Source organism: Arthrobacter sp. GMC3 (assembly GCF_002929305.1).
In the GTDB taxonomy this organism is placed as follows: Bacteria; Actinomycetota; Actinomycetes; order Actinomycetales; family Micrococcaceae; genus Specibacter.
The window spans coordinates 424,657-448,429 of sequence record NZ_PJIO01000001.1; the positions used below are offsets into that span (position 1 = coordinate 424,657).

39 protein-coding genes are annotated in these 23,773 nt (G+C 59.3%); 36 read left to right on the forward strand and 3 right to left on the reverse strand.

The genetic code is table 11. The features are described 5' to 3' along the window. Positions 1-30 precede the first annotated feature (30 nt). From CXQ94_RS01950 to CXQ94_RS02020, 16 genes are all read left to right on the forward strand, one after another. Positions 31-255 (forward strand): hypothetical protein, encoded by a 225-nt coding sequence (locus CXQ94_RS01950; RefSeq protein WP_104086530.1) that lies wholly within the window; start codon positions 31-33, stop codon positions 253-255. After that, the gene (locus CXQ94_RS01955; protein ID WP_219816967.1) at positions 252-1,076 is read left to right on the forward strand and encodes a YqaJ viral recombinase family protein; all 825 of its coding nucleotides are present in this window, start codon (positions 252-254) and stop codon (positions 1,074-1,076) included. The genes CXQ94_RS01950 and CXQ94_RS01955 overlap by 4 nt, the downstream gene beginning before the upstream one ends. Next, complete coding sequence (locus tag CXQ94_RS01960; protein ID WP_104086531.1) at positions 1,073-1,609, forward strand: hypothetical protein; 537 nt, start codon at positions 1,073-1,075, stop codon at positions 1,607-1,609. Before CXQ94_RS01955 ends, CXQ94_RS01960 begins: the two co-directional genes overlap by 4 nt. Continuing rightward, positions 1,606-2,031 carry a hypothetical protein gene (locus tag CXQ94_RS01965; protein WP_104086532.1) on the forward strand — a complete coding sequence of 142 codons (426 nt, stop codon included), beginning with the start codon at positions 1,606-1,608 and terminating at the stop codon, positions 2,029-2,031. The genes CXQ94_RS01960 and CXQ94_RS01965 overlap by 4 nt, the downstream gene beginning before the upstream one ends. Further along, positions 2,032-2,637, forward strand: a complete 606-nt coding sequence (locus CXQ94_RS01970) for a single-stranded DNA-binding protein (RefSeq protein ID WP_104086533.1) — start codon at positions 2,032-2,034, stop codon at positions 2,635-2,637. It begins immediately after the preceding gene. Between the two features lie 43 nt (positions 2,638-2,680). After that, positions 2,681-3,178 (forward strand): hypothetical protein, encoded by a 498-nt coding sequence (locus CXQ94_RS01975; RefSeq protein WP_146070211.1) that lies wholly within the window; start codon positions 2,681-2,683, stop codon positions 3,176-3,178. A gap of 66 nt (positions 3,179-3,244) precedes the next feature. Then, positions 3,245-3,739: a hypothetical protein gene (locus CXQ94_RS01980; protein WP_104086535.1), complete on the forward strand. Its 495-nt coding sequence runs from the start codon at positions 3,245-3,247 to the stop codon at positions 3,737-3,739. 390 nt (positions 3,740-4,129) lie between these two features. Further along, the gene (locus CXQ94_RS22405) at positions 4,130-4,300 is read left to right on the forward strand and encodes a hypothetical protein (RefSeq protein WP_181034039.1); all 171 of its coding nucleotides are present in this window, start codon (positions 4,130-4,132) and stop codon (positions 4,298-4,300) included. A gap of 204 nt (positions 4,301-4,504) precedes the next feature. Further along, positions 4,505-4,759: an HNH endonuclease gene (locus tag CXQ94_RS23290; RefSeq protein ID WP_368665577.1), complete on the forward strand. Its 255-nt coding sequence runs from the start codon at positions 4,505-4,507 to the stop codon at positions 4,757-4,759. Next, on the forward strand, positions 4,760-5,575 hold the full coding sequence (locus CXQ94_RS22410; protein ID WP_104086538.1) for a hypothetical protein: 816 nt from the start codon (positions 4,760-4,762) through the stop codon (positions 5,573-5,575). Then, positions 5,572-6,006 (forward strand): hypothetical protein, encoded by a 435-nt coding sequence (locus CXQ94_RS02000; RefSeq protein WP_104086539.1) that lies wholly within the window; start codon positions 5,572-5,574, stop codon positions 6,004-6,006. The genes CXQ94_RS22410 and CXQ94_RS02000 overlap by 4 nt, the downstream gene beginning before the upstream one ends. Before the next feature lie 23 nt (positions 6,007-6,029). After that, complete coding sequence (locus tag CXQ94_RS02005; protein ID WP_104086540.1) at positions 6,030-6,428, forward strand: hypothetical protein; 399 nt, start codon at positions 6,030-6,032, stop codon at positions 6,426-6,428. Continuing rightward, the gene (locus CXQ94_RS22415; RefSeq protein ID WP_181034040.1) at positions 6,425-6,565 is read left to right on the forward strand and encodes a hypothetical protein; all 141 of its coding nucleotides are present in this window, start codon (positions 6,425-6,427) and stop codon (positions 6,563-6,565) included. Before CXQ94_RS02005 ends, CXQ94_RS22415 begins: the two co-directional genes overlap by 4 nt. Next, positions 6,562-6,813 (forward strand): glutaredoxin domain-containing protein, encoded by a 252-nt coding sequence (locus CXQ94_RS02010; protein WP_104086541.1) that lies wholly within the window; start codon positions 6,562-6,564, stop codon positions 6,811-6,813. Before CXQ94_RS22415 ends, CXQ94_RS02010 begins: the two co-directional genes overlap by 4 nt. Then, the gene (locus tag CXQ94_RS02015; RefSeq protein WP_104086542.1) at positions 6,810-7,256 is read left to right on the forward strand and encodes a hypothetical protein; all 447 of its coding nucleotides are present in this window, start codon (positions 6,810-6,812) and stop codon (positions 7,254-7,256) included. Before CXQ94_RS02010 ends, CXQ94_RS02015 begins: the two co-directional genes overlap by 4 nt. Beyond that, positions 7,253-7,756: a RusA family crossover junction endodeoxyribonuclease gene (locus CXQ94_RS02020; RefSeq protein ID WP_104086543.1), complete on the forward strand. Its 504-nt coding sequence runs from the start codon at positions 7,253-7,255 to the stop codon at positions 7,754-7,756. The genes CXQ94_RS02015 and CXQ94_RS02020 overlap by 4 nt, the downstream gene beginning before the upstream one ends. A 59-nt stretch (positions 7,757-7,815) precedes the next feature. Here the strand turns inward: CXQ94_RS02020 and CXQ94_RS02025 are convergent, their stop codons facing one another. Further along, positions 7,816-8,076: a GlsB/YeaQ/YmgE family stress response membrane protein gene (locus CXQ94_RS02025; RefSeq protein WP_104086544.1), complete on the reverse strand. Its 261-nt coding sequence runs from the start codon at positions 8,074-8,076 to the stop codon at positions 7,816-7,818. Positions 8,077-8,204: 128 nt separating this feature from the next. Between CXQ94_RS02025 and CXQ94_RS02030 the strand changes: the two genes are divergently transcribed. Beyond that, on the forward strand, positions 8,205-8,552 hold the full coding sequence (locus CXQ94_RS02030) for a hypothetical protein (RefSeq protein WP_104086545.1): 348 nt from the start codon (positions 8,205-8,207) through the stop codon (positions 8,550-8,552). Positions 8,553-8,593: 41 nt separating this feature from the next. Here the strand turns inward: CXQ94_RS02030 and CXQ94_RS02035 are convergent, their stop codons facing one another. Beyond that, a complete protein-coding gene (locus CXQ94_RS02035) occupies positions 8,594-9,136 on the reverse strand; it encodes a hypothetical protein (protein WP_104086546.1) in 543 nt (180 codons plus the stop codon). 92 nt (positions 9,137-9,228) lie between these two features. On the opposite strand from CXQ94_RS02035, the gene CXQ94_RS02040 reads away from it, so the two are divergent. The 19 genes from CXQ94_RS02040 (at position 9,229) to CXQ94_RS02140 (ending at position 23,012) form a co-directional block, all read left to right on the forward strand. Beyond that, the gene (locus CXQ94_RS02040) at positions 9,229-9,678 is read left to right on the forward strand and encodes a hypothetical protein (protein WP_104086547.1); all 450 of its coding nucleotides are present in this window, start codon (positions 9,229-9,231) and stop codon (positions 9,676-9,678) included. 214 nt (positions 9,679-9,892) lie between these two features. Beyond that, positions 9,893-10,114 carry a hypothetical protein gene (locus CXQ94_RS02045; protein ID WP_104086548.1) on the forward strand — a complete coding sequence of 74 codons (222 nt, stop codon included), beginning with the start codon at positions 9,893-9,895 and terminating at the stop codon, positions 10,112-10,114. After that, positions 10,111-10,305 (forward strand): hypothetical protein, encoded by a 195-nt coding sequence (locus CXQ94_RS02050; RefSeq protein ID WP_104086549.1) that lies wholly within the window; start codon positions 10,111-10,113, stop codon positions 10,303-10,305. The genes CXQ94_RS02045 and CXQ94_RS02050 overlap by 4 nt, the downstream gene beginning before the upstream one ends. Then, complete coding sequence (locus tag CXQ94_RS02055; protein WP_104086550.1) at positions 10,302-10,634, forward strand: hypothetical protein; 333 nt, start codon at positions 10,302-10,304, stop codon at positions 10,632-10,634. The genes CXQ94_RS02050 and CXQ94_RS02055 overlap by 4 nt, the downstream gene beginning before the upstream one ends. After that, positions 10,631-10,828, forward strand: coding sequence for a hypothetical protein (locus CXQ94_RS02060; RefSeq protein WP_104086551.1), 198 nt, complete (start codon positions 10,631-10,633; stop codon positions 10,826-10,828). Before CXQ94_RS02055 ends, CXQ94_RS02060 begins: the two co-directional genes overlap by 4 nt. A gap of 1,102 nt (positions 10,829-11,930) precedes the next feature. After that, the gene (locus CXQ94_RS02070) at positions 11,931-12,137 is read left to right on the forward strand and encodes a hypothetical protein (protein WP_104086553.1); all 207 of its coding nucleotides are present in this window, start codon (positions 11,931-11,933) and stop codon (positions 12,135-12,137) included. A 1,067-nt stretch (positions 12,138-13,204) separates the two neighbouring features. Further along, the gene (locus CXQ94_RS02080) at positions 13,205-13,552 is read left to right on the forward strand and encodes a hypothetical protein (RefSeq protein ID WP_146070213.1); all 348 of its coding nucleotides are present in this window, start codon (positions 13,205-13,207) and stop codon (positions 13,550-13,552) included. Continuing rightward, positions 13,542-15,161, forward strand: a complete 1,620-nt coding sequence (locus CXQ94_RS02085) for a hypothetical protein (RefSeq protein WP_104086556.1) — start codon at positions 13,542-13,544, stop codon at positions 15,159-15,161. Before CXQ94_RS02080 ends, CXQ94_RS02085 begins: the two co-directional genes overlap by 11 nt. Positions 15,162-15,170: 9 nt before the next feature. Further along, a complete protein-coding gene (locus CXQ94_RS02090) occupies positions 15,171-16,610 on the forward strand; it encodes a phage portal protein (protein ID WP_181034041.1) in 1,440 nt (479 codons plus the stop codon). Further along, the gene (locus tag CXQ94_RS02095; RefSeq protein WP_104086558.1) at positions 16,610-17,740 is read left to right on the forward strand and encodes a hypothetical protein; all 1,131 of its coding nucleotides are present in this window, start codon (positions 16,610-16,612) and stop codon (positions 17,738-17,740) included. Before CXQ94_RS02090 ends, CXQ94_RS02095 begins: the two co-directional genes overlap by 1 nt. Before the next feature lie 46 nt (positions 17,741-17,786). Then, on the forward strand, positions 17,787-18,524 hold the full coding sequence (locus CXQ94_RS02100; protein WP_104086559.1) for a hypothetical protein: 738 nt from the start codon (positions 17,787-17,789) through the stop codon (positions 18,522-18,524). Positions 18,525-18,539: 15 nt separating this feature from the next. Next, positions 18,540-19,532 carry a DUF5309 family protein gene (locus CXQ94_RS02105; RefSeq protein ID WP_104086560.1) on the forward strand — a complete coding sequence of 331 codons (993 nt, stop codon included), beginning with the start codon at positions 18,540-18,542 and terminating at the stop codon, positions 19,530-19,532. Positions 19,533-19,550: 18 nt separating this feature from the next. Beyond that, positions 19,551-20,111, forward strand: coding sequence for a hypothetical protein (locus tag CXQ94_RS02110; RefSeq protein ID WP_104086561.1), 561 nt, complete (start codon positions 19,551-19,553; stop codon positions 20,109-20,111). Further along, positions 20,108-20,512, forward strand: coding sequence for a DUF6093 family protein (locus CXQ94_RS02115; RefSeq protein ID WP_104086562.1), 405 nt, complete (start codon positions 20,108-20,110; stop codon positions 20,510-20,512). Before CXQ94_RS02110 ends, CXQ94_RS02115 begins: the two co-directional genes overlap by 4 nt. Further along, positions 20,509-20,889, forward strand: coding sequence for a hypothetical protein (locus CXQ94_RS02120; RefSeq protein ID WP_104086563.1), 381 nt, complete (start codon positions 20,509-20,511; stop codon positions 20,887-20,889). The genes CXQ94_RS02115 and CXQ94_RS02120 overlap by 4 nt, the downstream gene beginning before the upstream one ends. Next, positions 20,886-21,296 (forward strand): hypothetical protein, encoded by a 411-nt coding sequence (locus tag CXQ94_RS02125; RefSeq protein ID WP_104086564.1) that lies wholly within the window; start codon positions 20,886-20,888, stop codon positions 21,294-21,296. The genes CXQ94_RS02120 and CXQ94_RS02125 overlap by 4 nt, the downstream gene beginning before the upstream one ends. Positions 21,297-21,532: 236 nt before the next feature. Then, on the forward strand, positions 21,533-22,063 hold the full coding sequence (locus tag CXQ94_RS02130) for a hypothetical protein (RefSeq protein WP_104086565.1): 531 nt from the start codon (positions 21,533-21,535) through the stop codon (positions 22,061-22,063). A gap of 112 nt (positions 22,064-22,175) precedes the next feature. After that, positions 22,176-22,433: a hypothetical protein gene (locus CXQ94_RS02135; RefSeq protein WP_104086566.1), complete on the forward strand. Its 258-nt coding sequence runs from the start codon at positions 22,176-22,178 to the stop codon at positions 22,431-22,433. Between the two features lie 9 nt (positions 22,434-22,442). Beyond that, positions 22,443-23,012, forward strand: coding sequence for a hypothetical protein (locus CXQ94_RS02140; protein ID WP_104086567.1), 570 nt, complete (start codon positions 22,443-22,445; stop codon positions 23,010-23,012). 295 nt (positions 23,013-23,307) lie between these two features. Here CXQ94_RS02140 and CXQ94_RS02145 read toward each other — a convergent pair whose 3' ends face one another. Continuing rightward, entirely contained in the window at positions 23,308-23,772 is a 465-nt protein-coding gene (locus CXQ94_RS02145; RefSeq protein ID WP_104086568.1) for a hypothetical protein, read from the reverse strand. Position 23,773 lies beyond the last annotated feature (1 nt).

A 23,773-nucleotide genomic window follows, 5' to 3' on the forward strand; every position in this document is an offset into this window, starting at 1 on the left:
CCATGAATGCCCCGGCCCGAAGAAGAAGCCATGACCGCCTACACGCCCGCTGATCTTGCCGCCCGGAAGTATGGCGCGACGTTGTATCTGCAAATGCCAGGTCAGCGTCTCCCGTGGCGATTCACCAAAGTCACAGAGACCGGATGGAAACGCACAGACGGACTCGCGCACGGCCAATGGGTCAGCCATGAACAACTAGCCGACATCGCCAATGAAGGCATCATCACCAACCCATTTACCAAGGAGACACCGTGACCCTTCACATCTATGAAGACCTCGACCAGGGTACGCCGGAGTGGTTCGCGGCTCGTGCTGGTATCCCGACAGCCTCAGTCATGCACCACTTGATCACTACTGGCTCACCTGATGCGCTGACGATTGATTGTCCCAACTGCGGATCAACTGCTGGTGATCCGTGCATGAGTCTGGCGCGCAAGATCCCGGCGCCGATCAAGACGGTGCACGGCGAACGTTCCGCCGCTGCCTCTGCCCTGCCGCCCGTGTATCGCGTGGCTGACAATCTCGGCTCACAAGGCCTCACCGCGACACTGGCTGCCGAGCGCATCACTGGCCATGTCGAACCGATGGCGACTTCACGGGACATGGAGCGCGGCACTCTTGATGAACCCTACGCCCGCGATGTGTACAGCGAGCGTTACGCACCAGCCACTGTGCTGGGCTTCATGGTTCGCGACTTCGGCGGCTACTCCATTGGCTATTCACCGGACGGGATGGTTGGTGACGATGGCTTGCTTGAGATTAAGTCGCGCAAGCAGAAGATCCAGCTTGGCACATTCCTGGACGATGAAGTTCCTGCCGAGAACATGGCGCAGCTACAGACGGGCTTGCTTGTGTCTGGACGTGACTGGATCGACTACATGTCCTACGCGGGAGGCATGCCGCCGTACATCAAGCGCGTCTACCCGTCGAACGCATGGTTCGACGTCATCCACCAAGCCGCTGCCGCACTGGAAATAACCGCTGCGGACATGCTCGACAAATACCTGAAAGCGACCGATGGAAACGAGCCCACGGAACGCATCGACCACTACCTTGAATTGGAGTTGAAGCTATGAAGGTTGCAGTAAAGCCACGTTCTGATCAGTGGAACGCAGATGATTTCACTGGCGGCCCACGAACGTTCACCATCGCCGGGGCAAAGCATGGAACCGCCGAAGCGCTCTACGACATCGAGTTGGCAGAGGGTGAAGGGCGCGTCTGGCGGCCGCCGAACGGGATGCTATCCGTTCTTATCCAGCTCTGGGGAGACGAAGCTTCCGAATGGATTGGCCGTCGCGTAACCCTGTTCAAGGATCCATCGGTCAGGGTCGGCAAAGACGTTCCTGGCGGCATCCGAATCTCTCACATGTCCGACATTGGACCTAAGGGCGCATCGCCCAGCATCACAGTGAGCAGGGGGCAACGGCGGCCCTATCCGGTCAAGCCACTACTGGACCCTGTACAGCGCAACTGGCAGCAGGAGATCTTGACCGCCACGGACACGGCGACGCTCAACCAGCTCTGGACCGAAGCGCCCGCAGAATACCAAGCCGCAATGATGGCGCGGGCCGAACAACTCAAAACACCAACGGAAGGAGTCGAGGCATGAGCGGCGAAATTATCGACCAGCCGGACAAGGTCGCTTTCCGGAACGACATCGGCAACGACATTGCGTGGGGCAATCTCGACTATGGCGACGCTTCCGACGAGCAGAGGGCCGAGTTTGAGGCCAGCTACGAGATCGTCAAAAACGGCAATGCCGAATGGTTCCACACTGACGGCGACCTCTACCAAGGCTCAACCCTCATGCGTGTGATCCGACGCAAGGCAGACGGCGAACTGTTCGGCTTCCCCTACTGGGTGGGTGGCGGAAAGCACGGCGAAACCAATGTCGAGTCCAACGGCGACGAGCACGGCTTCCCCTCCAAATACGACTGGCAGGAGGGCATTGACGAGGAAGAAAGCTGGTTCGTCTTCTTGCCTGTCGAGTCATCCAACATCCCCGCGTACAAGATCAAGGAGAGCAGCTAAATGGCGGGCGAAACAACGATCACCGTCATCGGCAATCTGACGGGAGATCCAGAGCTCAGGTTTGCGCCATCCGGCAAGGCGGTTGCGAACTTCACAATCGCGTCAACCCCGCGCACGTTCGACCGGCAGTCGAATGAGTGGAAGGACGGCGAGACCTTGTTTCTCCGTGCGTCGATCTGGAATGAACCGGCTGAGAACGTGGCCGAGTCGCTGACCAAGGGAACTCGCGTGATCGTCTCCGGCCGACTCAAGTCCCGCACGTATGACACCAAGGAGGGCGAGAAGCGCACCGTCATGGATCTCGAAGTTGACGAGATCGGCCCCAGCCTCCGGTACGCGAACGCGAAGGTGAATCGGACGCAGCGAGGCGGCCAGGGCGGCGGTAACAACCATGGCAGCCAAGAGTCGGGCACGTTCAGCAACCAGCAAGGCCAGCAGTCGTCGCAGTTCGGCAATTTCGGCGACCAGCAGAACAGGCAGAATCCTGCCGGTCAACCGCAGAACAGCGGCTGGGGAGGCTCGCAACCCGCCCAAAACGCACAGACCGGCAACAACCTGCCGCCTACTGATCCGTGGGGCAACGGCCCATCGGATCCTCCATTTTGACCAAATAGCAACACCCTCAAGCCGCCACAGAGCGGCCTTTTTTATGACCAAAGCCAACACCAAGGAGAACCAAATGGGCTACGACATGAGCCACCGCAATACCGCTGAAAGCGCAGACGCTGCGACCGACTACTTCCGCCTGAACATCTGGGGCATGGGGCCGTTCCGTGAAGCTATGGAGGAACTGCGAATGGCGCACGAGTCAAGTTCCCGCGACGTTCCGGACTGGCCCGAGTACCCGGAGAGCGACGAGGACGAGGACAGTCCCGAGTACAAGGCGTACGAGGCGAAGGCGCTCATCGTGCAGGGCCATCACCACAAGACCAATGACCCAACGATTCCTCTCCACAAGTTCTGCTCAAATGACGGATGGTGGGTCACTGCCGCCGAGTCAAAGGCCGCTGTCGAAGCATGGGAAACACGAGATCCGGATGCTACTTACTCGCCGGGCGTGACCGAAACTATCGCCTCCGAGTACTGGGGCGAATGGATCGACTACCTCCGCAACGCCATCGACCGCGACGGCTTCCAGGTTCACTAACCCACCACCCACCCACGGCCCTGTGCAGCCTCCCCGCTGCACAGGGCCCACAACTTAGGAGACTTCATGAGCGACTATCAGCTAGGCCAGCGCGTCGAGATCAGCGGGACTGTGGAGAAGGTCAAGGAATACCCGCGAACCTTCTACAAAGAATCCGCATTGCCATACCGCGAGAACTACCCGAACCGCAAAACCTTCACCGAGGGAGTCATCATTGGCTCCCGCACCATCCAAGACGGCATCACCGAACGTCAAGACGAATGGGGCTCCTACTTCACGCCCACCCAAGGAACCGCCCGCCGTGTCTGGCTCGTAGCCTACGACCTCCGCATGAAGCCCGTAACCTGCCTCGACCATCAAGTGGCAGCCGTAGAGACCGGGCCGACAGTCGCAGTCCCAGCACCACATGTCCCATACCCCGGCCCGCATGACACGGATGCAACATTCATGCGTGGGGCGGCAAGGAAGATCGCGGCGGACTTTCCGGCCGGTGGCAGCAACGTCAAGCGCGCCGTCATCAAGCTGCTCAACGACACTGCCGATGCGATGGAAGCCCAGTGACCCGCGATTTGTGCTGCGTTGCCTGCCGGGGACCGCTCGGTATTTGTCGGGATCGCAAGTGCCTGCACCACATCGAGCACATCAAGGCTGAGAACCGAGACGACCGTTCGCTACGGCTCTACAGCAACCCCACGGCCGCATTCCGCACTGGGCTAGAGAGGCGGGGGTCTTGATTGGCAATCATCGCCTCGCTGACTGCGTGGCCGAGGCGTACGGCAAGCCTCGCAAGCCACCCACACTGCCATTCAGCAAAGTCGAACAAGAGGCAATCTACGACGCCTACATCGACGAGGCAACCATGAAGGCCATTGCCGAGCCATACCAATGCTCGACCAAGAAAGTAAGTAACGCCATCCATCGCCAGCACAGAGAAGAACCAAGGAGGAAAGTATGAGCACCCAAGCCAAGATCAGCGAGAACATCAAGCCGCGCATCGGCATGGTCGTGAAGCTCACCGACAAGCCAGGACTGTGGCAAGTCCTCGACCGAGCGCCCGGAGCTGGTGCGTGGTGGATGCTCGCGTGGGATGACGACGCAAGGGGGGGGCGACTCCGTGTATAGCAAGGCGACCTACCGCGAGATGCGCAAAACCAGCTGGATTAGCGACCCCGTGAAATGAACAAGGAAGGAGGCTGAGAAGTGGCTCGCGACAGAGCGAACATCAACACGAACATTTACCCACCTTGGGATGGCGTTGAAAACCTTGACGTTTATCGATGGACTCGCGACCGTGAGCTAAAGCGGAGGAAAGCCTTGGAGTCGAAGATGCTAACCCACAAGCGGCCTGATGGCACCCCACTATACAAACTCACATCAGGGTCGAACCTATCCCGAACAGACCCGCTCACGTCCTCCCGCAGGAGTGAAGTTATTGAACGGGATAAGTCGTGCGTTTGGTGCGGAGCAGGGGCGCCATTCGAAGTCGATCACATCATGAGGTATGTGGATGGCGGATCAAATGATGCGGACAATTTGCAGACCCTCTGCGAACCCTGTCACCGAAGTAAAGGAGGCCGCTAAGTGGCTTGGTTCAAGGTCGATGACGGCTTTCATTCGTCAAGGAAGGTCATGTCAATACCCCGACGTAGCAGGTTCGCTGCGGTGGGCTTGTGGAGCATTGCGGGCTCGTGGTGCGCCGACCAGCTGACCGATGGACACGTCCCCGACTACATGCTCAAGGAGTGGGGAGTGCCACCGTCAGCACCCCGGAATTTGGTTGATGCGGGGCTTTGGAGCGCCGAGTCCGGTGGGTTCGCGTTCCGAAACTGGCACGAGTACCAGCCGAGCAAGCAAGACGTAGACGCCGAGCGAGCAGCGAGCAGAGCGCGAATGTCCGACTTGCGCGCCAAGCGTAAACAGCCAAAACCGCCAGAACAAAGGGAAGCGGGCGAGGCGTTCGGGCGAACGGTTTCGAACGGTTCGGAAAATGTTCGTAACCCCGACCCATCCCGACCCGACCCGACCCTATTAGGGGTTAAGCGCGAGCCGTCGAAATCGAGCCCAACCGGCCACTCCGGGACACGCATCCCCAAAGGATTCACCGCCACCCCGGAAATGATCAATTGGGCAATGGAAAATACGCCGAATATCAATTGGCAATCTTCCACCAAGAAATTCAAAGCGCACTTCAATTCGGTGGCAGGTACAGCCCAATTCAAAACGGATTGGGAATCGGCCTGGCAATCATGGCTACTCGGCGATCAAGAGAAAGCTTCTCAGCGGCCAGTGCAGTTCAAGACCGGCGCCGAGAAGCGCATGGACAACGGGGCCAAGCTGCATGCGAAGTACTCGGCCATTGATGAACAAAACCAGCTACAGATCGAAGGAGGACCATGAACCTGCCCGACACCGTTGTTTTCCTGACATGGCTATCCCAGCACGATGGCCGCATCCAGGTCACAGACGCCGAAGTGGAAATCTGGCAACACACACTTTCTGTGATCCCTACGGCGAACGTGAAGAACGCCGCACTTGAGCACTACCGGCTCAACGAGAAAGACAAACCATCACCCAAAGGCATTCGGAAGATCGCCATTGAGGAACGGGACCGGGCGCTGGCGAAACAGTCAGCACTCACGGCCGGGCCGACAGTCAAGAGCCCGTCAGGATTCAAGGATTCCGACCCTGAACGGTGGGATGCGCTCGTGCTGAAAGGCCGGGACGATCACCGCGCAAGTCTTCGGGCGCGTGGCATCACACCACACAACGAAACCTGCCCCTATCACGAGGCCACCCCAAAACGGGTGGCCTTTTCCATGCCCAAATAACCGAACACCTCGGAGGAAACGCCATGAAGCACCCCAAGAAGTCCGCCATGATCGCCACCGCACTGACAGCAATACTCCTGATGGCCGGTTGTAGCTCTGATGCCAAGACCGCATCAGACAACCTGTCCAAGGCCGCGGATCAGTTCGAGGTTCAGCGCAAGATCGTCGGCATCAACACCCGCACCGGCGACTACCTGTTCTACGTCGAAGGCCGCTGCTCCATCGAACGTGCCGGCGACCTGATCGTGACGTGCAAGCAAGGCCCGAACGAATACCGCAAGCACTACATCGGGCAAGCAACCGACGTCGCCTGGGTGTCTACGCAGATGGAAGCCATCGATGTGAGCGTCTATCACACCCGCGTCGTCATCAAACCAGAAGGCCTGATCCCCGCGATTGACCTGCAAGGCGGCAAGCAGTGAGCGCGGTGATCCGCTATGAGCCAATCGCCTACTGCGCCGACTGCAACGAAGGCCGAGGCTGGGAGCAAGACGATCCGAACCCTGACGAATGGGCCGAACAGCACAACGCCGAATACCACGAAGGAACAACCGAATGACCCACCCTGCCACCGCCGTCTACACCAAATCGAATTGCCCTGGTTGCATCCGGACGAAGAAGGAGCTCGATCTGCGCGGCGTCACGTACACGGAAATCGACCTTGAAGCCGACCCGGACGCGTTGGCTTACGTCCAGTCACTCGGGCACCAAGCAGCACCCGTCGTCGTGCTTGAAGACGGCACCAACTGGGCGTCACTGCGCCCCGACCTGATTAACGAACACTTCGGAAAGAGGCCAGCAGCATGAGCAACGAAAGTAAGTTCAAACTCTGGGAGCACGTGCGGGTCACGAATCCTGAACCGTCCGTGTTCGACAAGGTTGGCCGCATCACTGGCTCACCTGATCAGGGCGGCTTCTACCGGGTAATCATCGACGGGTACACCTACTGGATCAAGGGTGAAGGATTGATCCTCGCTGATCCTGACGTTCACGCAATCCTGGATCAGATGGACGCGGAGAGTGCGGCGGCTCCCGTGATGCCGACAGATCAGATGCCGTGGGCCAGTGTTGCAGTGAAGGCCGACGATGGCGAGAAGTCTGAGGGCGCAATCGAACGTACCGGCGTGACGGCTGAGGACAAGCTGCGGATGATCGCGGACACGGTTGAAGGCCAAGTACCGTTCGGGACTGAGCTCGCCAACTTCCGACGCCGCCTGTCCGCAATCCTCAGTATCGGCCACGACGCATGACCCCGCAGGAGCCGCGCCAATTAACCACCAGCGCGACAGGAGGGGCTGAGCGGGTTGGTGGTGGTCGGGAGGTGAACGGGGCGCTTAAATCGCCTCCTGTGGACTTCACCTTCCACGTCGAAGGCAAAGCAGCCCCGCAAGGATCCAAGAAGGGATTCATCAGCGGCGGCAAGGTCAACATGGTCGAGATGTCCAAGAACCTCCCAGCCTGGCGCGCACAAGTCGCCACAGCTGCAATGCGGGCATGGGGCAAGGAGGCGCTCGACTGCCCCGTCAGCGTCCAAGCAACCTTCCGCATCCCCAAACCAAAGTCCACCAAGTTCAGCGACTACCCAGCAGGACCACCCGACACCGACAAACTCCAACGGGCAGTCGGTGACGCACTCAAAACAGCAGGCGTCATCACCGACGACTCACGCATAGTCCACTGGGACGCCGCCAAAGTCTGGGGCCCAGCAGGCGCAACTATCACCATCACAGAAATGAGAACAAGAGTCTGAGGGCAAAGCAAAGGGAGGCTCCGACCCGTTCAAGGCGGAACCTCCCCTATGTGCAGCTATCAGGCTTTCTTGCGCGTCAACAATCCCCAAACCACCAGGACAATCAACGAACCAACAATCGCGAGCAACCACGTCGATAGCGACCAGAACTCGTTGATACCCACATTGAACAAGGCACCACCAATCCAGCCACCCAAAACGGCGCCAACAATTCCCAGCAGCAACGTAGCGATCCAACCGCCACCCTGCTCACCCGGCTTAATCGCTTTCGCAATCGCACCAGCAATCAAACCCAAAACAATCCAACCAATGAAACCCATGTCTTTTCTCCGTTCGGATGAAGGTTTTAGTCTCAGCATCAAATCGCGATGCACCCGACAACCTTACTGAGCAGTAACGCGAACATCAAACCGAGAACACCCCAAACCACTAGGACAAGGAACAAACCATGACCATTCCAACCCCCGAAGCAATCGAAGCCGCAGCACGGGCGATGTACGAAGACTTCCGCTTGGACCACAAAGGCCGGTTCGCAAACACGCCAATCTGGGACAAGCTCGGCACCTCTGAGCAGGATCACTGGCGGCGACATGCGCGAGTCGCTTATCCGATCATCGCCGCCCAAGCCAAAGCCGAAGCGCTCAGGGAAGCAGCCCAAGCGCTGGATCGGGTGGAGTACGCACGACCCGACACGCCCGAACGCGACCACTACAACACCATGCTCGCAATCCGGCGCGGCGGAACCACCGCATGGCTCCGTGGCCGTGCGGCGATCATCGAAAGGGGAGGCGAATGAGAGAGTGTATCGAAATTCATTGAAGGAGCGCGAGAGGAATGCTACATTCCGGCAGCGGCCGCCTTGAGTGGCTCAATAATTGATTCCGCTTGCACTCTATGCTGCTGAATTGCTCGTGCCACAGCAATAGTGCTCTCACTGCCGGGCTCGCGGACGAGAGTTACCATGCAGTCTCCGAGTTCAATGGAAATTCTTACGAGATCATTGAATTCCCGTGAGTACATGTGACTGGAATTGTCTGACCTCCCTAAGTAAGTCACCGCTGCGTTATAGAAAACGACAAGCTCGTAGATGCCTCTAGCCAATTCGAGGTCGTCGGCATCGATCTTCCAACGAATTGCCGCTGATTGGGCTCGTAGCGCCGCGGCAGTGACACCTGCCTCTCCATATTCGAAGGCGGCTGTAACAGCCTGAACACTGCTGGCAAGGTCCGCGGCTGCCTCGATCTGCCGCGAACGACGCGCCTCATTCCTTTGCTCAGCAATTGTCTTTCTCAGGACTTTCATTGCCACATAGGCTGCGACTCCACCAGCAATGATCGACCCAATAACACCACTCAATAAGTACTTCGCCCATTCATCCATCGACCAAGGCTACTGAACATCTAACGCCCAACCATCATCCCGCTCCACCCGGCCGAGAACTTTGCCAAACATAAACGACGAAAGAGGATCTGATGACCTACCCAACAGCACTGCTTGTAGCTTCACAACTTATCCAGGCAGTAGACAACAACATTGATTCAACCGTGTCCATCACGCCGAGCAATGTCGAGTTCTGCATCTGGACAGGCGGCTACGGACCGCAGTTCGACAACCACGCAATGCTCATCGAAGAGGCCGCAAAGTTTCTCGACACCCGCCACGTCAACATCGACCAGCGGTTCTGGCGCAGCGGCAACAAAGGCCACCACACCGTCAACCGCGACATGGCAACACTCAGCGGCACTATCAGCAAGATCGCCGTCAAGATCCACTACCTAGTCCCACACATTCACGGGCGCTGGCTTGGAATCGTCGAGAATGACCAACCCCGCTGGACCTGTGGACGATGCCGAGAACGCATCACCATCACCGAATCCCGCAAACTCGGACTCCTGCCACCACTCGACCGGCGCAAGTCATGACCGCTGACGGCCAGCACTACGAAGGCTGCCCCTGCCCACCCTGCGTGGACATCCTGGCCGCGAGACCAGAACCACCCGTGCCACTGGCGTATTTGGGTTGCTGCTCATCCATCGTCAAACTCACCAGAACCAGCCCCGGGATGTTCGCGGGGATTGAGACGCACCTAGCCCACTGTCAACAGGCAGTGGCTCCTTTTATGCCCAAGGAGGGCAAGTGAGCGACACCAGAGCAGGCCAAGAGATCCGCAGTCAACACCCGTACGCCTACCGCAGCGGACAGTGGGCGCTCATCACCGGAACCGCCAAGATCTGCGCCCACGAAAACCAGACCCGCGGCTGCTACCAACTCCGCTGGCCAGACGGAGCCACCGACGACTGGGCCATTGAAGACCCTGCCGCCGACTACGAATACCGAGAAGCCAAGGAGACGCCATGAAGAAAACCATCGCAACACTCGCCGTCGTCGGACTGCTCGCACTGACCGGGTGCAGCAGTGAGCAGCAAGCAGCAGAGTCCAGCCCCGTACCCCATGCCGTGAAACTTGCAGACGGTCGAACCATCACCTGCATTGCATGGAAAGCAGGATACGCGGGCGGACTCTCCTGCGACTGGGACGGCGCCAAGTGACCAACCAGCTATTCCGCGACTACCTCGACGAGGATGTGCCGATGCCGGTGCGGCCAAAGTCAGCCAAGGGAGGCGTATGGGTCGCACCAGTTGGCACACCGCTCAACCTCAGCAACATGACCGGCTGGATGGAAGTTCACGGCATAGCCATTGAACCGTGGCAGGCGGAATTTATCCAGCAGATGAACACCACCCCGCGACGGTACATCTTTGAGCCCACCGACCCGCGAGCCCACGCACTCACCGCCAGACAGCACCGCGGCACCGGACCCGCGCCCGAACCGCTCAGGATGCGCGGACGAACCAACCGATACAAGGAGAAGCCATGACCGTCTATATCCAAGGCATCGAACTACGCCCCGAAGACAAGCCCAAAGCAGACGCGCTCATTCAAGTCGTCAGCAAATCCACATGCTCCCTCGACGACGCCGTCAAACTCGCAGACGCACTCGGCATCACACTCCACTTCATCGCCAGCAGCAAACCAGAACCCAAAGAAGAACCAGCCAAGGAGGACGCTTGACGCTCAGGGACAACGTGCACCGCTTGGTCAATGAACATCTAAAGCTAGGGCCAACCGGGAAGCCACATATGGTCTCAGCCTTACTCGCTGAACTGCGCGACGCGGTAACGCCAGGGAATAGCGGGGCCGGAGATGGTGCGGGAGGTTTGCCCATTCCTATCAATCCTGACGCGGTTGAGATGCTGGCAAGGGTGGAGCGGGAACTCAAGAGCGAGTATTGGGAGATGCTGGCTATAGTCTGGCCGGCGTCCCTCGAAGAGTTGCTTCTCCAACTCCCAAGTGGCGCCCCAGACGCAGCATGGGAAGCGTATCTTGATCACGTCACTCTCGATTGGGTGGACAAGATCACGACGTTCCTATGGCCAGTGAAGCCGCGACGGAAGCTGTTCGGCAAAACCTGCCCGTCATGCAGCCAGGCAGTTCATGGGGAAGATCGAGCTGTGTGCCTGACGCTAGGATGCTGGGATACCGAGGGCGAACTCGCCAAGATTGGGGACTGGAATATTCGATGCGAGGCGTGTGAGGCTGCATGGTCTGGCAATGAAGTGGCATGGCTCCTACGTGCATTCGACACGCCGGAACCCAAGGTAGCGCTGCCGAGTTAAATCAAGTAGAGTAGGTCATGTCTCGCCGGTAGTGGCGGACAAACCAAGCTGATCCCCAACCGGGTCGGCTTTTTTCATGCCCAAATCCACAGTGGACAGGCTGGATAGATCTTCCTCGGGAGGTGTTATCTCCGGTGCGCACGGTTAGCGCACAAGGCCATCGTTGGGAAACGGTGGCACAACGGGATGGATCGAACGCCGCTTAGATGCAGCGAGGCGAATCATCTCCGGGTTCGATACCCGGCATCCCACGAGTGCGTCTCACCCCAAGACGAACTGGCCCGGCCCGCAGCCACTCAACAGCGGGCACACACTTCCCCTGACCCCGACACACTATTGCGCAGCAATGCAGCGGGCAGATCAGGGGCACTCACTTCGGCGTGCGCGTCAAAGCCAGGACCACGAACCAGCCAAGGTGACACCGGGGCCCGTTCTCACCCTGCGATGGTGTTGCTTGCGCGCACGCCGGGAACACTCAACCGATCAAGGAGAACATCATGGCAGCAGCATCTGGGACCGTCACCGTTGGTATTGAAGTCATCAATACCGCAGCGGTTAGGCAGCGATCCGTTGAGTTGGCAATCGAGTACTCGCGGAACATCGGCGGTGGCGTGCACATCACCAAGCAAGCTGAACAGTTCGCCAACTTCATCATCGACGGAACCACCGAGATGTCAGTGAACGCAGCGCCCGCCACCCACTAGTCATGGCGTTCAAGGTGTGTTCGCGTCCTGGCTGTCACAACATCTTCGACGGTACTGGCCGTTGCCCTGACTGCAAGCAAGCATCATCCCGTGGACGCCGCGTATCCAATGCCCCGTACAAGACCAAGGGACATCAAGGGTTCAGGGGTGCAGTACTAGACCGTGACCCCGTGTGCGTCATCTGCCGCATACGGGCCGCCACCGAGGCGGACCACTACCCCAAGGACCGCCCCACCCTAGTAGCCCTAGGGTTTGATCCCAACGATCCACGACACGGACGCGGGTTGTGCTCTGGCTGTCATAAGCGCGAGACAGCACAGCACCAACCCGGTGGGTGGAACAACAGGGACTAGGCGCACTGGCCTGCACTTGTGTGGCCGCACGTCACTGGCGCATGGCTAGGCACGCAACGCTAACCCTCAGCCCTAACGCTGCACCCACCAGTGCGCACCACCCCACCCCTGGCACGCCACGACATAGACATGGTGAAGCAAGCAGCGAGGCATTGGCAACGACGCCACCACCGCACCCTGCACACCACCACCTCAACCACACCACGGACCAAGCGGCAACGTCAGCAGCACAAGCCGACAAGCGCACGGTCACACAGCAGCCCACAAGGCCACAGCCCAACCACATAGCGACTGCGACACACAACGACAGTCACAGCCGAGCACGCGCGAAGCCAGAGCCTCACAGCAGCAGATGCGGTGACAGCGGGCGACGAACCTGCGGACGACCCCCGAAAAGAAGGGGGACACCCCAGGTCGGCGAAGGGTAGAGGACCGCGGGAGAGGTTGGAAAAATCCCGGGGGGGTTCAAAGGCTTTTCGGGGTGACCCGATTTCGCCGTTCAGCGCAAGGCTGAACGGCTCTCATGGCCCGCGCAATGCGGGGTTGGAGGGAAATATGGGTAAGGGTGGAGCTCGTGCCCATAGTGGCCCGAAGTCTGATCTTGATGCCTTTGCTAGAGATCGCGATAAGGGCGAGTGGGTGCTTTTGCCCATGGACTGGCCGCATCCGGCACCTGAGTGGCCGTTGAATAATCCTGACGATCCGGAAACGGGGATGCCTGATTACGATAATGACCGCGAGGCTGAGTTGTGGGAGATTCTTTGGGCTCAGGGTCAGGCGCCGGCATGGTTGCTGGACTCGCAAGAGTTCGCCGTGGCCTTGTATGTGCGGCTGCTGACGGTAGTTGAGTCGTCCATGGGGGTTAAGTCGGCCCCTTTGCTTGCTGAATTGCGGCGCCAGCAGGAAATGCTTGGCCTGTCCACGGATGGGCTCGCCAAAAACAAGTGGCGCTTCCGTGAACACGACAGCATGACGGTGGCTGCCGAGGAAGGCAAGCCGCAAACCGGGACGCCTGACAATGTGACTGATTTGTTCGCTGGGGTTACGGTTCGTGGCGCATGAGTACTCCATCCCGAAGCTTCACCTGGGCCGGTTGGTCACGGGGTGGATTCAGAGTCATTGCGTCATTCCGGAGGGCGATAAGGCCGGCGAACCGTTCGTACCAACTGTTGATCATGCCGTGTATTTGGCGAACTTCTACGAGGTACGTCCGCATGCGAAGGTTGGTGAGCTAAACGTTGCGTTCACTCACCGTGCAGGCTTGTGGATGGCGGCTCAGAAGGTTGGCAAGTCTCCGGGTATCGCCACGCAGTCATTGGTGGAGTTCGTTGGCCCGTCGCTCTTTGCTGGCTGGGCTAAAGCCGGGGACATGTTCAAGTGCATCGATCATGGCTGCCCGTGCGGGTGGGTCTATTGGTACACGCCCGGCGAGCCCATGGGACGCCCACGCCCAACACCTCGCATCCAGATTGCTGCTGTTGTCGAAGATCAGGTGGAGAACACTTGGGGCGCTCTAGTCCCGATGATCGACAACGGCCCGCTGGCCAACATTCTTCGCACTGGTGAAGCGTTCATCAAGCACCCGAACAAGAACCGGGATTCGCGCATTGAAACGGTAACTTCCAAGGCCGATGGCCGGCTGGGCGCCCGTATTTCTGCTGCGTTCCCGGATGAGATCGGGCTGTGGACGGACAGCAACAAGATGAAGAAGTTCTACCGGACCTTGTCCCGCGGCCTAGCGGGTATGGGCGGGCGGATGTCGTGCTCTACGAACTGTTATGACCCGGCTGAGCAGTCTCAGGCGCAGTCGCTGCATGAGTCGCGGCAGAAGGACATTTACAAGCACTACTTCCCGCCGCCGGCGACTTTGGACTTCAAACTCAAGGCTGACCGCAAGAAGATTTTCGCGTTCAACTACAAGCATTCTCCATGGGTTGATATTCGGTCGATTGAGGCCGAGGCGACCGCATTGATGGAGGAAAACCCGGGCGAGGCGGAACGTTTCTTTGGCAACCGCATCGTTGCCGGTTCTCAATCGTGGCTGAAAGTTGGCCAATGGGAGAAGAAGTTCGCTACGACGTCGGTTCGACCTCGCACGAAAGTGTGTGGCGGCTTTGACGGTTCGGAAACGAACGACCTTTCCGGCATTCGACTGGAAACCTTGGACTTCCACCAATTCACACCGACCTACCACCGCGGGGAACGCTCAACAATTTGGGATCCTCGCGAATGGAATGGCCGGGTGCCTCGCAATGAGGTGCACGCGGCGTGGGCGGACTTGAACAACCAGTACGAGTTCGTGCGTGTCTACTGTGACCCTTTCAAGTTCGAAACAGAGCTTGATGAGTGGAAAGCCTTGTACGGGGAAAAGATCTTCTTCGAGTGGCGAACCAACCGTGTGTCTCAGATGCACGCCTCATTGGAGGGATTCAAGACTTCCATTGTTGAACCTGATTCGAAGTTCTCCCACGACGCGTGCGAGACGACGGCCATCCATATGCGTAACGCCGTCGAGCGCGCCCGCCCGGGGCAGAAGTACATCCTGGGCAAAGCGTCCGAGCTGCAAAAGATCGACCTTGCCATGTCATCCACATTGGCCCACGAAGCCACTGGCGACGCTGTTGCGTCCGGTGCGAACAACAATGCAGACGCTTACGCGTACGTGTTCTAAGGAGGCATTGTGGGGTTGACTCCGGAGCAAGCAGTCAGGATTGCGAACAGGCTGGCAACGGAACTTGGTCAGCGACAGCCAGAGGCGAAAGAGCTCAAGGATTTCTTCCTTGGTGAACAGCCCCTGGCCTACGCCACCAAGGAATGGGCCGAATCGCACGGGGCCCGCTATAAGGGGTTCTCGGATAACTGGTGCAGCGTTGTGGCCAGCTCATCCTCTGAGCGCCTTGGCGTCATTGGCTTCAAGCTTCCGGGCGCCGATGGTGCCGAGTCCTCAGTTATGGAAAAGAAGATCTGGGATCAGTGGTTGCTCAATGAGCAAGATTCGCTGTCGTCTCAGGGTTTCCTTGATGCGGGGATTGCTCGCCGCGCCTACTGCCAAGTGTGGGGGGATGGTGAGGGCGATGCGATTATCAACTGGCGCACCGCCTCGGAAGCAATTGTCGAGTATGACGCTGCTACTGGTCGGAAGCGCGTCTACGGCCTGAACACGTGGGTTGACCGCAATGAAGGTTTCGAGTTCGCAACCCTCTACACAGTGGATGAGGTGTGGAAGTTCCGCAAGAGCATGATCGGCGGATCAACGTCACTAATTCTCCCGGCCCGCGTTCTGTTGGCGTTGGGTGGCTGGGATTTGATCCCTGGCGAAGAATCCTACGGCGCAAACCATTTGGGAATGGTCCCCATTGTGGAGTTCTTGAACCGTCCGATTCTTGGTACTGGCCCGATCTCCGACATTGCCGGAGTGGTGTCCATGCAGAACGCCATCAACTTGCTTTGGGCTTACCTGTTCAACGCCGCCGATCATGCTTCCATGCCAGCTCGTGTGGTGATGGGGCAGGAGCCGCCGCGGATCCCGATTCTGAACGACGCCGGGGAGAAGATCGGCGATAAGCCGGTTGATTCGAAGGCGCTGACCGAGGGGCGCATGCTTTGGCTAACCGGCCAAAACTCGTCCGTTGGCCAGTGGGATGCGGCCAAGTTGGATGTGTTCACGGCCGTAATTGAACAGGCCGTTGGACACATCGCAGCACAGACCCGGACGCCACCGCACTATCTGGTGGCGAACAAGGGCCTATCTAACCTCTCTGGCGATGCTCTCAAGGCTGCTGAGACAGGGCTTGTTCAGAAGGTATTCCAAGCGCAGGAGTTCTTTGAGCCACGGCTACGGGACGTGTTCGAGCTGATCGCAACACAGATCGGTGAGGACAAGGTTGCCGAGGATGCCCGTCTTGGCCAGGTGAGGTGGAAGGACGCGGAGAACCGTTCCGACGCGCAAACCTCCGACGCCATGGTCAAGGACAAGCAAGTTGGGTACCCGTTCGAATTCCTTTTGGAGAAGCGCGGACACAGCCCGACTGAGATCGCCCGGATTATGGCTATGCACCGTAAGGAACTTGAGAACGATCCATTGCTTGTGGCTCAGAGGACGATGCAAGAGGTGGCCTAATGTCTGCTGAGGCGCTAGCGGTTCTGCACTACGACTTCGGGAAGCTGATCACAGCCATGGTGGCCGCCCGGCTCACGAACCTGTGGACTGGCGTAGATCAGTCGAACATCTCGGGATCGTGGGCTGAGCGGTTGCCGTCTGCGGTCTCTGCGGTAAGCGCCGGGCAGTCTGTCTTGGCCGCTGATGCTGGCGGCTACGTGAATGCCGCGCTACTGGCGCAGGGCATGGACCCTCAGGGCCCCATGCTCGTGCCGGGCGCGTTTGCTGGTGTGGCTTCTGATGGCCGGGCGCTGCTTAGCTTGCTGTCCTTCCCGGCATTCACCGCTTTGCAGGGTATCCGTGGCGGCTCGTCGCTGAGCCGGTCCATGGGTGCCGGGCTGAACCAACTTATGCGTATCGGCCAGACGCAGGTTGCGGACTCTCACCGGATATCTTCCGGCGTGGGTATCGCGTCCAGGCGCAACAAGACCGGTTACGTGCGAATGGTAGAGCCGGGGGCGTGCCGTCGTTGCGTTGTTCTGGCGGGCAAGTATTACCGCTGGAATGACGGGTTCAAGCGCCACCCTGGGTGCAACTGCCGCCATATCCCGTCCACGGAAAACCTTGCCGGCGACATGCTCACCGACCCCTACGAGTTCTTCAACTCACTTTCGGAAGGCGAGCAGAACCGACGTTTCGGAGCGGACGGAGCCCAAGCTATTCGCGACGGTGGCGACATCTACCAAGTCGTCAACGCAGACCGTGGAATGAACGTGGCCGGCATGAAGACCACTGAGGGCACCACTAAGGCCGGGAACTTCGGAAAGCCAATCAGGCTCACCCCGGAAGCCATCTACAAGCTGAACGGCGCCGACCGGGCGGCCGCGATCCGCGACCTACAGAAGTACGGCTACATCCTCCCGGCCGGGCAAGTACCTGGTGGTTCAATTCTGGGCCAAAACCAAGGCGGTGCGAACTTCAAGCGCACCGCAGCCGAGCAGCGACTCCTTGACTCCGATATGCGGTGGCGCATGCTCCAGCAGGGCCAGAACCCGTTCACTGGACCGCTAACCCCGCAGATTTCGGCACTGGTCGAAAAGGACTACCGCCGCTGGCTGGCCACCAACGGCCATATTTTCGCAAGCAATTAACCCCTACGCCCGCAACGGGCACTCGCAACGAGAAGGAAATAGACCCATGGCAAAGACAATTCACGGCATTGACCTGACCGCGCCCGGTGGCGTTGAGAAGCTTTTCGCGTTTCACCGGCTCACGTTCGGTGATGCCGTCATGGAGGCGGACCTGGAAGCGCCGGTAGCTGATCCCGCGCCCGCGGTTAACCCTGCCGCCGATCCGGAAGCGCTCGTGGTTGATCCCGCTGAGGACCCGGACCCGGAAGGTGCTGAGGCGCTGGGCGATCCCGGCAAACGCGCCTTGGAATCCATGAAGGAAAAGCTGCGCGAGGCACGGGCAACACTCAAGGAACGTGACACGGAGCTATCCACGTTGCGCAAGCCTGCCGAGCCGTCCACTGACCCGGACGTGATCCGGGCGGAGATCCGCGCCGAGCTCGCCAAGGAGAACAGTGGCAAGCTGCTGCGCGCCGAGGTGAAGGCAACGGCTGCCGGCGCATTCCAGGACGCCGAGCTTGCCCTCAGCCTCGTTGACCTTGAGGCCATCCATGTCGGGGCTGACGGTGAAGCCGACCCTGACGACATTCAGGACGCCATTGATGCGGTCCTGACGAAGTATCCATATTTGGCCGCGCAAAGCGGTTCGAAGAAGCGCGTGCCCAACGTACCCGCGGATCCCGCCAAGCCCGATACGAAGTTGCCGACGCTGGCCGAGCAGATCAAATCTGCCGAAGCTGCGGGCGACATCCGAAAGAGCATGGCACTGAAAAGCCAGCAACTCGCTGGCATCGCAAACAAGTAACAAGGAGGCCATAAATTGGCTGGTGGAATTACAGGTTCGGGCACCACTTTTGATCTGCCCAACTACACGGGGGAACTGTTTCAGGTCACCCCGAACGAAACCCCGCTGCTGTCGATTATCGGCGGGCTGACTGGCGGCAAGGAAGTCCACTCCACTCAGATCGAGTGGCAGGAATTCGACCTGCGCAAGCGGTCTGATCGCCAGAAAAAGGAAGGACAGGACGCACCGGCCGGCGAGGGGCGCAAGCGCTCCAACGTCACCAACGTTCTGCAGATCCACCAGGAAGCTGTCGGTGTTTCGTACACCAAGCAGGCGGCAACCGGACAGAAGTCTGGCCTGAACATTGATGCACAGAACCCGGTGCAGGATGAGCTTGGCTGGCAGATCACGCAGGAGCTCAAGCAGATCGCCGGGGATGTCGAATACTCGTTCATCAACGGCACCTACCAGTTGCCCACGGACAACACTAAGGAGCGCAAGACTCGCGGGCTGTTGCAGGCCATTGCGACGAACAAGATTGCCGCCGCGGGCAAGCTGCTGTCCCTGGAAATGTTCGGCAACATCTGCCAGATGGCCTACGACAATGGGGGCATCGCTGAGGGTGATACCGCAACGGTCATCGTCAACTCGACCCAGAAGCGTGCGCTGTCGTGGATCTTCTCCAAGGGCGGCACGCAGAGCCAGCCCGATTCGCGGAACTACTTCGGTGTGAACTTGCAGACCATCGAAACGGACTTCGGCAAGCTGAACATCATGCTCAGCCGCGACATGCCCGCTGACAGCCTCGCGGTCGCTTCCTTGGAGCATCTGGAAGCATCCTTCCTGGCGATCCCCGGCAAGGGCCACTTCTTTGCCGAGCCGCTGGCGAAGACCGGCGCATCCGACAAGGTCCAGGTGTACGGAGAGATCGGCCTTGAATACGGCAACGAGAAGGCGCACGCCAAGATCACCGGCCTGTCCACTGATCTCTCGGCACTGTTCAACCCGCCCGTCGTTCCCGCGGGCTAGACCTGAGAGGGGTTTGAGATGGAAGCGTTCACGACTATTGATGACCTCTCACGCAGGGTCGAGCGAGTATATGAGGATGATGAGGTCCCGTCAGTAGAAGCAGCGTTGGAAGACGCGAGTGACTACTTGCGGGACCTCATTGGCCAGCACGTCTACCCGCGGCAAACGGCAACGTTTCGTACGCGGGTGCGTGCTGGTGACTTCCTTGAACTGCCCCAACAGCCGGTAGCCACCGTTGACAAGGTGACCATCGACGGTGCCGAGATGACCGTCGACTACGCCGATGGCGGGTTCTACGTCCACAGCACAGGTATTGCCGAGGTGACATTCACCTACGGCTATACCAAGGCGCCAGGCGCTTTGCCGCTGTGGACGTGTGTTCTTGCCTCCCAGGCGATTGAACTAGTGGAGACACTGGGGACGCTTGGCACTGGCGGGCTGAGCTCAACGGGCGTCGATGACTTCCGCAGGGCTTGGGCCGACGCTGGTGCCAATGCCGGTTACGCACTGCCGCAACGGCAGGAAGACCGGCTTGTGCAGCGGTACGGCAAGGCCGTGTTTGTCACTGGTGAGCGATGAACATCGAAGGCGAGATCCGGGCAGGGCGGCGGCTCGCTGAAAGGCTCATGATCGACAAGTTCCGGTTCACTCGCGCAGTCATTGGTCCACCAATCAGGGACGAAGCGACCGGGGATTTGATCTACCTGCCGCCAGTACTCGTTTACGAGGGCAAGGGCAAGGTGCAGACCTATGAGGCGCACGAGGTTGGCATTGGCTCCGCTGGGAGGCTGTTCACGGTCCAGCGATACCAGATCCATGTTCCTGTTGGCCCTGAGCGATTCATGATTGGCGACGTTGCCGAGTGCATCAAAGCCACGCTCGACCCGGCGTTGCTTGGCCGTGAATACGTCGTCGCTGCGCTCCTGCACAAGACTGCGGCAACAGCACGACGACTCCAAGTTGATGAGGTGGCAGCATGAGTGACTTTTCGCAGATCAGGGAGTTCGCTCAAGAGTTGCTGACATCCGAGGGGCCCGTCGCTGAGGGCGGCAGGGCTGCAATCAAGCGCGGCGCTACGAACGTGAAGCGAAAAAGCGTGTCTACGATCATCGCCGCCGTTGGTGCGCGCCACGCGAAGCACTATGGGAAGTCGATCACTTTCGACATCTTCAACGATGGAATGTCTGCCGAGATTGGCCCGCAAGTTGGCAAGTCTCAGGCGTTCTTGGGGAAGATCCTCGAACACGGTACCTCCACGAGCGCACCACACCCTCACTTGTTCCCCGCTGCCGATGAGGAGCAGGAACTGATCGAGCGTGGCGTGGCTGAGGCCGTAGCTAAGGCGTTGAGAATGTGAGCGCCCAAGACTCGCTGCTGGAAATGGTCAAGGCGGCTATCCCCGGGATCAAGGTTTACGACGGGATTATCACCGACAAGGAAGCCACGCTTCCCGCTCGGTATGCGGTTCTGTACGCGCCGCCTGGACTCGCCGTAGCTGGCGATGTTGGAGTAACGGCGAGCGGCAGGAACTACGAGTGGTCAATCACGCATGTAGCTGCCGCCCCCGACGCTGCCGCCGCTGGTGAACTGCGGTGGCAAGTCCAGTGGGCACAGAAACGCGTAAGTGACTACCTCACTGCGCGCCGGCTAACCGCTGGTGGGCAGAAGATCCAGCACATCCACGCCGAACCACCGAGCCGTGATGAGCAGATCCCGGCCCGCGTCGTCCTCTACGCGTCTGACAAGTTCCAGGCGCTCACCTAACCACCATGAAGGCCCTCACGCTGTGGGGGCCTTTTCTATGCCCGAAGGGTGGCCTGCATGGCTGCACGTGAATGGGTGCGGGTCTCGGACTCGCGGACGGGTCGAATCCTCCCGGATAAAGTCCTCCGCTCCCACCTGACCTTGGCCCCGTATCTGAAAGAAGTCCCGTCATCTCGGGCAAAACACAACCCGCCTACGGGTGACAGCGGCCAGGTGTCGCAGAAAGTGAGCAAGAAATGAGTGCACGGCTCGTTGACTCCGACATCACACTGCTGATCGCAGTGCTGGGCGGTGTCGCAGACATTAGCAAGCCCACCGTGGCCGAACTAACCGCGGGCGTGAACCTCACATGTGCGGTTGTGGCCGGGTACGACCTGGGCATGGATGCTTCCGAGGAAATCACCGGCAAGGGCGTTTGCGACAAGGGCAAGGTCGTCAACTTTGGGGACGCGAACTACAAGGGTTCCTTGCAGTTCTTCCTTGAGGGTGAGGACGAGGCCACCGCTGCGACATCCGCCTACGTCGCGGCCGAAGAGTTCTTCACCACGCGGGGAATCAAGTTCGACCTGTTCCGCCGCATTGGCAAGGCCTCCGATGTGCCGATCGCGGCGACGGACAAGGTTGAGGGCTACGGGTTCGTCACTGACTACCCGCAGTTCGCTTCCGGCGCCGATGCGTCCGGTTATGCGATGTTCACGCAGCCGCTCGCCCAGCAGTCACGATTCACTGACGGCAAGGTGGCGGTCGTCGCCACATCGGGCGGCTAAACCAAGCCAACCCCAATTGACTGGCGGCGCGGGATGCTCACAGGCTCTCCCGCGCCGCTGCACCACCCATTATCCGAGCCTGTGACAACCATTCTTAGGAGCCTGTGAAGCCATGAATACACGCGCTGTGAATATCAACTATCCAGACGGTCCCGACCCCCGAGCCATCGCTTGGTTCGAGGCGAATGACATTGACCCGCACACCGTTGTTGGTGAGCAAGAAGTTCTGGTGAACTACGACGGCCGAGTTATGGGGTACGCCGAGTTCATCCTGAGCGACGACGGTCAGAGAATCCCCGGTGGCCATGGCCACCTGAAACAGATCAAGATCGTCCCCATGATTTCCACCCCCGAAAACTTTGGACTCTAGGAGCCTGTGATGACTGAAATCAACGAAGAAACTTTTGACCTTCAAGCATGGATTGGTGGGGCAACCACCAAAGAACGCCGCGTGACGATCTACCAAAAGTCCGGCCTGATCGGTCAGATTGACACACTCAAAGAGGAGTTGTCACTGGCCCGCCGTATCCCTGCCGGCCAACGTGGCGTGTCCGACCGTTCGCCCACCAAGATCGAACAGGAGATCCGGGCACTGGCCGAAGCGTTCGCAGCCTCCGCGCTGATCGTGCGGGTGAAGGGCCTCACTGAGGACCACTCCTCACGTCTGCGAAAGAACGCCGTCGTGGATGCTGAGAAGAACCGTCGCAAGCTCTCCGATGAAGCGCGGTCTTCACTGGGCATGCGCGCCATCCTGCTCGAAGCCATCACCTTCCCGAAGTTCTCGGACGAGAAGCAGGTCAAGGCGTTCGGAGATGCAATCGGTGACGGCCAGTATGTCCAGATTATTGAGGCGTACCAGGACGCATCCTTCATGCCCTCCGAGGTGAACCCGGGTTTTTTGCTCGGGTCCTCCGACGAGGAAGATGGAGCCGACTCCTCCTCGGACTAAAAACGTCCCGCGCCTACGGTATAGCGCCGCTGGTCTGGCTCGGCATCACCCGGAAAGGGTGGACCGAGACAGACCGGCTGCTGACCATGGCGCTACAAGTCTTGGAGCAGTCCACATGCCCAGGCTGTGGGCACCCTGCGGACAGCACTGTTGGCGCTCAGAACGCTGGCTGGTTCGAGACCCAAGAGTTCGATTGCCTCGGTTGTGCGGCCAAAGACTCGGCCTCGCGAACCGCAGACCATGACCCAAAGACACGGGTGCACATGGCCGTCATAGACGCACGCCTGAAAGATACCTAAACGTCGCAGGTAGCGAGGAAAGCCCCGCCCTCGCCAGCGGTCACGTAAACACCGGTTGCTTTGATGTCGTGGCTCTTGATCGTGAGCTTGGCAAGGTTGCAGATTGCCTTTGCGTCTGCCTGATTTTCTTCCTTGTCCGCCAGGTTAGTGATCACGGTGACGCGTGGCAGGTCTCGCTCACTGAATCCGGTTATGTTCTCGGTCCCGGGCCCAGTAGGCCATGCCCAATCGGCGTTCATTCCGAGCTCCATGGCTGCCTTGGCGCCCAGGGCTGGCAATCCAGCGGACTCACTCTTTGCTATCGGAGCGGAAGTTGCGGCTGGCGCTGGTGCCGCCGACGTAGATGCGCCAACCTCCCAGTCAATGTTGGCCTTCTTCTCCGCGGCAGTCTGTTCCGGCGCTGAGCTGCATCCGGCCAAAAAGAGAACCCCAATTACCCCAAGTGCAAGTGATTTACGCATA